Origin of the sequence: Leisingera sp. ANG59 (assembly GCF_013317235.1) — a bacterium.
In the GTDB taxonomy this organism is placed as follows: Bacteria; Pseudomonadota; Alphaproteobacteria; order Rhodobacterales; family Rhodobacteraceae; genus Leisingera.
On sequence record NZ_WLCM01000085.1, the window covers coordinates 1 to 5,687 of the forward strand.

A 5,687-nucleotide genomic window follows, 5' to 3' on the forward strand; every position below is an offset into this window, starting at 1 on the left:
ACTTCGATACTTCGATGTCCATCAGCCGCTGTGCGGCGTCCTGGATCAGCTCACGCAAGAAATCCGCGTCATCACTCTTGGCGATCACCCCCGGAAGGTCGATCATGGTCTCGGTCATCGTGCTCTCCTTCGTTGTCATCGGCTTCAACAACCTCAGACTACGAAGATGCGCGGTGGCCGCCAGCCCGGCCGCGCGCTGCGCTAAGCCAATGGCTTCGCGCGCGGCCTCCTACACCACGGGTTGGGACGCTACCGATTTGACCGATTTGAGCCTATCGCAGGCTGTAGAATATCTCACCGTTGTGCAGTTCATCCATTGCCCGGCAGGCGCATGCAAAACATTCTGCCGAGAGGGAAAAAGCCGGGCATTGAAGCTCTCTCTGTGTCCGTTCTCCAAGGGTGATCCCGGCTCTATGAAAGCGGTTTCGCGTGCAGTTCAGCCAACTGTTTCACTGCTTGTAGTTTAGCTATTCCCTTGAAACCGAACGATCTAATTTCTCATTCCGAAGGGGTTGACATCCACTTTGCGCCTCCCATCTCAAGATTGGGGATGCCGAAGGCGGGTCCCCAGGTAGTGGACATCGGACGGCTGGCTGCTCAGCGGCCCTCCGTATTACTGCCAAGCCAGTTGCCGGCCCTATAGCTTGCCGGGCTGGTTTCTCGTGCAGTGTTCCTTCCTGCGGCCTGCCGCCTCGTCTCCCCGAATATTCGACTGCTTGCCCGGTCCCGCCGGCCCTGTTGCTGTGCCGGAAACCTGGATCGGGCCCAGAGACCCGGATTAGGAAAGGAGGAACCGATATGCTTCAGTCAACCATTGCCCCCTTCAGGGCTTTCGACCCCTTCGCTGACATGCGCCGGATGCAAAGCGATATGAACCAGCTGTTCAACGGCTTTGGTCTGGCCCAGAGGCCTCAGGTCTATCCCGCGATAAATTTCTGGGCAGGCCAGGACAGCATCGTTCTGACCGCAGAGCTGCCGGGCCTCTCCGAGGACGATATCGAACTGACGGTGAAGGACACCACGGCTGTGCTGCGCGGCACCTATCCAGAGCACGCCTCAGGCGAGGAAGTGACCTGGCGCCGCCGCGAACGCCCGTCGGGTGCTTTCTCGCGCACCGTCGAACTGCCCTTCCGTGTCGATCCGGAGAGGGTCGACGCGCGGTTCAAGAACGGGGTGCTGACCGTCGAAATGCAGCGTCCAGAGGATGACAAGCCCAAACGCATCCAGATCAAAGCGTCTTAAACAGCGCAAAGTGAAAGGAGGACAACATGGCACGGGAAATGACTGCCCAAGGCGGCCGCGAAGTCACCCGCGGCGATACAGACAGCAGCCGCACGGCGATGACCTTCATGCCTGCGGTGGACATCTTCGAACAGGGCGATGTGACGGTGATCCTGGCCGATATGCCGGGTGTCGCACCTGGCGATATGGACGTGACACTGGAGCGGCAGGTGCTAACCCTGCGCGGCCACGTCCGGCCGCATGCCCCAGACGGCTACCGGCGGATCACGTCGGAATACCGCGAAGGCGACTACGAACGCGCCTTCTCCCTGTCCGACGAGGTCGATCAGGAAAAGATCAAGGCCGATTTCAAGCATGGCGTGCTGCGGCTGGAACTGCCGCGTGCAGCCGAGGCCAAGCCCAAGAAAATCTCGGTAAAGGCCGCGTAAGGCGGCCTCACCCTCAGAGAAAAGGAGGAAAACATCATGCAGATCAGCGATCTCATCCCGTGGGGTCGTGACAAGGAAAAGACCCCCGCATCCGATAGCGGCCGCTCGACCAACCCGCTAGCGGTGCTTCAGCGCGACATCAACAACGTGTTCGAAGACTTCTGGCACAAGGTGGAAAGCGGCTGGAACGGCCGCACCAGCGCAATCGGCATGTTCGGCCCCAGCACCGATGTCTCGGAAGCGGATGACAGCATCGAGGTATCGGTGGAACTGCCCGGCATGACAGACAAGGACATCGACATTTCGATGTCCGGCGACGCCATCACGATCCGCGGCGAGAAAAAGATAGAACACGAGGAGAAGCGCCGCGGCGTCTATATGTCGGAACGCTCCTACGGCGCCTTCTACCGTACCATTCCGCTGCCGCCGGGGGTCGATACCGACAAGGCTGAGGCGACTTTCAAGAACGGCGTTCTGACCGTCGCGCTGCCCAAGACTGCGGATGCGCAAGCCAAGGTGAAGCGTATCCCGGTCAAGGCGTCCTGACCCCAAGCAACCCGCCCGTGGCGGCCGGCCCGCCGGCCGCCATTTTTCTGCGGAAGGAGAGTCCACATGCGTTCGATCTTTTTTCGTATCGGCCGAACCGTTGCGCTGTTTTGCGTTATCCTCGCGGTCGGCACCGGCCCTGTAGTTGCGCAATCACCGGACCAGCCCCAGTTCCTGAATGAAGACGGCCTGCCGACGCTGGCGCCACTGCTGGACAAAATCACCCCGGCGGTTGTCAATATTTCCGTCGAAAGCCGGCAGACAGCCGAGATGAACCCGCTGTTCAGTGATCCGTTCTTCCGGCGTTTCTTCGACATGCCGCAGGCGCCTCAGGTCCCCGCCCCGCGCCGCCAGATGAGCGCAGGCTCCGGGGTGATCGTTGATGCCGAAAAGGGCTATGTGCTGACCAACCATCACGTTATCGACAACGGTGACCGGATCGTTATCACGCTTAAGGACCGGCGGCGCTTTGATGCCGAGCTGGTGGGTAGCGACCCCGGCACCGACATCGCGTTGTTGCAGATTGATGCCGATAACCTGACCGCGCTTGAGCTTGGCGACAGCGACCGGCTCAAGGTAGGCGACTACGTGCTGGCCATCGGCAACCCCTTCGGCCTCGGGCAGACCGTCACCTCCGGTATTGTCAGCGCCCTGGGCCGCAGCGGTCTCAGCGTCGGCGGGTACGAGGATTTCATCCAGACAGACGCCTCGATCAACCCCGGCAATTCCGGCGGCGCGCTGACAGCCTTCGACGGACGCCTGATCGGCATTAACACCGCTATCATTGCGCCATCGGGCGGCAACGTGGGGATCGGCTTTGCGGTACCTGCAAATATGGCGCGCGCAGTGATGGATCAGCTTATCGAGTACGGCGAGGTGCGGCGCGGCCGTCTTGGCGTGGTGATCCAGGATTTCACCCCCGATCTTGCCGAGGCGCTGGACATTGATACCGGCACGGGAGCGGTTGTCACCCAAGTGGAACCGGGGAGCCCCGCCGAGGAAGCCGGGTTGCAGCCAGGCGATCTGATCGTTTCTGTTGATGGACAGGCTGTTGCCGGCTCGGCGGACCTGCGCAGCCAGATCGGGCTGAAGCGGGTCGGCACGGAAATCGGGCTGGAGATCATCCGCGACGGCAGCACGATAACGATCAACGCCACGCTGCGCGAGGGCGGGACCGTTGCCGCGGCAGGCGACCACCGGTTTGACCGGCTGGCCGGTGCTGAACTGCGCAACCTTCAGCCTGGCGACCCGGACTTCGGCGAACTGGAAGGCGTGCTGGTCACCCGCATGGATCCCGGCAGCCGCGCCGAACGCTCCGGGCTGGAGGCCGGCGATATCATCCTGGCCGTGAACCGCAGCCCGGTCAGTTCGGTCACCGGACTGCGCCGCGAGCTGTCCCGGGCCGAAGGTGCCCTTGCGCTGACCGTGCAAAGGGGGCCTGCACGCATTTTCCTGGTGATGCGCTGAGACTTCTGAGGAGGTGACGCTGATGACGAACAAGCCAACACAGGACGTTGAAAAGACACTGCCTGATGCCGTTCCGGATCAGGAGGCGCAAGACATCGCGCCTGCTGCTGCCGTGCCGCCGGCCGGACCGCATGCCGATGAAATCGCACGGCTGACCGACCGCCTCAAACGGGCGCTTGCCGATGCCGAAAATGCCCGCAAGAGGGCCGATGCCGCCCGCCGCGAAGGTTTCGACCAGGGCGTGGTGCAAGCCGTCCGCGCTTTTGCCCCTGCGCTGGATGCGCTTGCACTGGGAATCGCAGCTGCTCAGGATTCGCCGGATGCGGAAGACCCGCGGGTGCGCCACCATCTGGAGGGGCTGCGGAATATCCGCTCCACTTTCGAGGCGGCGCTGAACGTGCTTGGCATCGATGTGGTCGCGCCGGCGGACGGCAGCTTCGACCCTGCCCGCCACGAGGCGCTGGCAAAGGCGGCCTGTCCCGGCACCCCTGCCGGACAGGTGATTGAATTGCACCGCCCCGGTTTTGCCCTGAAACAGCGGCTGATCCGCCCGGCCCAGGTCACGGTCAGCGCCGACGGCGGCGAGGAGGATTGAGCGATGCTGCGGCTTGCGCTTTTTCTGGGAACAAACCTAGCCATTCTAGCCGTGCTGTCGGTGACATTCCGGCTGCTGGGATTTGAAGGGCTGCTTCAGGCCAATGGTGTTGATCTGGACCTGCAGGCTCTGCTGGTGTTCTCAGCTCTGATCGGCTTTTCCGGCTCATTGATCTCGCTGTTCCTGTCGAAACCCATGGCCAAGTCTGCGATGGGGGTCCGGGTGATCACCCGGCCGCGCAGCCAGACCGAGCGGTGGCTGCTGCAAACCGTGCAGGACCAGGCCCGGAGAGCGGGGATCGGGCAGCCGGAAGTCGGCATATTCGACCACCCCTCGCCCAACGCCTTTGCCACCGGCTGGAAGCGTGATGCAGCGCTGATCGCGGTCAGTACCGGGCTGCTGCAGCACATGCGGCCGGGCGAGATCGAGGCCGTACTAGGCCATGAGGTCAGCCATGCCGCAAACGGTGACATGGTCACGCTGGCGCTGATCCAGGGCGTGGTGAATACCTTTGTGGTCTTCCTGTCGCGCCTCGCGGGGTTTCTGGTTGACCGGCTTGTCCTGCGGGTCGAGCGCGGCCACGGCCCGGCGTTCTGGATCGTCTCGCTTGTGGCCGAGCTTGTGCTGGGTGTCGCTGCCATGGCAATTGTCATGTGGTTCTCGCGCTGGCGCGAATTCCGCGCCGACGCGGGCGGCGCGGCACTGGCCGGGCGGGCCAGCATGATTGCGGCGCTGGAACGGCTGCGCGCGCTGCAGAACACCAGGCCGCTGCCGGATGAAATGCGGGCGCTCGCGTTTGACGCCGGCCGGGTGCAGGCCCTTTTTGCCAGCCATCCGCCGCTTGAACGCCGGATCATGACGCTGAAAGCCGCTGGCAGCACCGCGGGCGCGCCGGCGCGGGAGTGAAATCCCATGCGACATCCTACCTTTGAGGCAGCAGCGGGGCGTCCGGCAGCGAGCGCCCATTGCAGAGGAACCTGAACATGACAGACGATCCGTACAAGGTGCTTGGGGTTTCGCGGGACGCGACACAGGCTGAAATCAAGAAGGCCTACAGAAAGCTTGCCAAGTCGCTTCACCCCGACCTGTCACCCGGCGACAAGGCCAAGGCGGCCGAGTTCCAGCGCGTGGGGGCCGCCTATGACATTATCGGCGACCCCGGAATGCGGCGGTGGATTCACATCCGAAGTGCAAATTCTGTATCAAAACAGATGTTTGCATGGAGGCTATTGAATGGGACGCAATTACCCTCACCTGAGTTTGGAAGAACGCCGGAAGATTGCCAAGTGGCGTGAAGCCAAAATGCCGGTGCCTGAGATCGCAGACCGGCTGGGCCGCGCAGCGTCTACGATCTACCGGGAACTCAAGCGTAATTTCTTTGATGACAAGGAACTTCCTGAGCTGAACGG

At 62.6% G+C, this 5,687-nt stretch carries 9 protein-coding genes; all 9 read left to right on the top strand.

The window, feature by feature from the left end; all coding sequences use genetic code 11:
* Positions 1-104 precede the first annotated feature (104 nt).
* Positions 105-467, top strand: a complete 363-nt coding sequence (locus tag GKC28_RS26780; protein WP_174149785.1) for a hypothetical protein — start codon at positions 105-107, stop codon at positions 465-467.
* 331 nt (positions 468-798) lie between these two features.
* Positions 799-1,242 carry an Hsp20/alpha crystallin family protein gene (locus GKC28_RS25735; RefSeq protein WP_174149786.1) on the top strand — a complete coding sequence of 148 codons (444 nt, stop codon included), beginning with the start codon at positions 799-801 and terminating at the stop codon, positions 1,240-1,242.
* Between the two features lie 26 nt (positions 1,243-1,268).
* Positions 1,269-1,670, top strand: coding sequence for an Hsp20/alpha crystallin family protein (locus GKC28_RS25740; protein ID WP_174149787.1), 402 nt, complete (start codon positions 1,269-1,271; stop codon positions 1,668-1,670).
* A gap of 36 nt (positions 1,671-1,706) precedes the next feature.
* Entirely contained in the window at positions 1,707-2,216 is a 510-nt protein-coding gene (locus tag GKC28_RS25745) for an Hsp20/alpha crystallin family protein (protein ID WP_174149788.1), read from the top strand.
* Positions 2,217-2,282: 66 nt separating this feature from the next.
* Positions 2,283-3,683 carry a DegQ family serine endoprotease gene (locus tag GKC28_RS25750; RefSeq protein WP_174149789.1) on the top strand — a complete coding sequence of 467 codons (1,401 nt, stop codon included), beginning with the start codon at positions 2,283-2,285 and terminating at the stop codon, positions 3,681-3,683.
* A 22-nt stretch (positions 3,684-3,705) separates the two neighbouring features.
* A complete protein-coding gene (locus tag GKC28_RS25755; RefSeq protein WP_174149790.1) occupies positions 3,706-4,278 on the top strand; it encodes a nucleotide exchange factor GrpE in 573 nt (190 codons plus the stop codon).
* 3 nt (positions 4,279-4,281) lie between these two features.
* Positions 4,282-5,184, top strand: a complete 903-nt coding sequence (gene htpX, locus GKC28_RS25760) for a protease HtpX (RefSeq protein ID WP_174149791.1) — start codon at positions 4,282-4,284, stop codon at positions 5,182-5,184.
* A 77-nt stretch (positions 5,185-5,261) separates the two neighbouring features.
* Positions 5,262-5,573, top strand: a complete 312-nt coding sequence (locus tag GKC28_RS25765) for a J domain-containing protein (RefSeq protein ID WP_174149792.1) — start codon at positions 5,262-5,264, stop codon at positions 5,571-5,573.
* Positions 5,512-5,687, top strand: a 176-nt coding sequence (locus tag GKC28_RS25770) for a helix-turn-helix domain-containing protein (RefSeq protein ID WP_174149793.1), incomplete at its 3' end; no start/stop codon positions are given. The genes GKC28_RS25765 and GKC28_RS25770, both read left to right, overlap by 62 nt.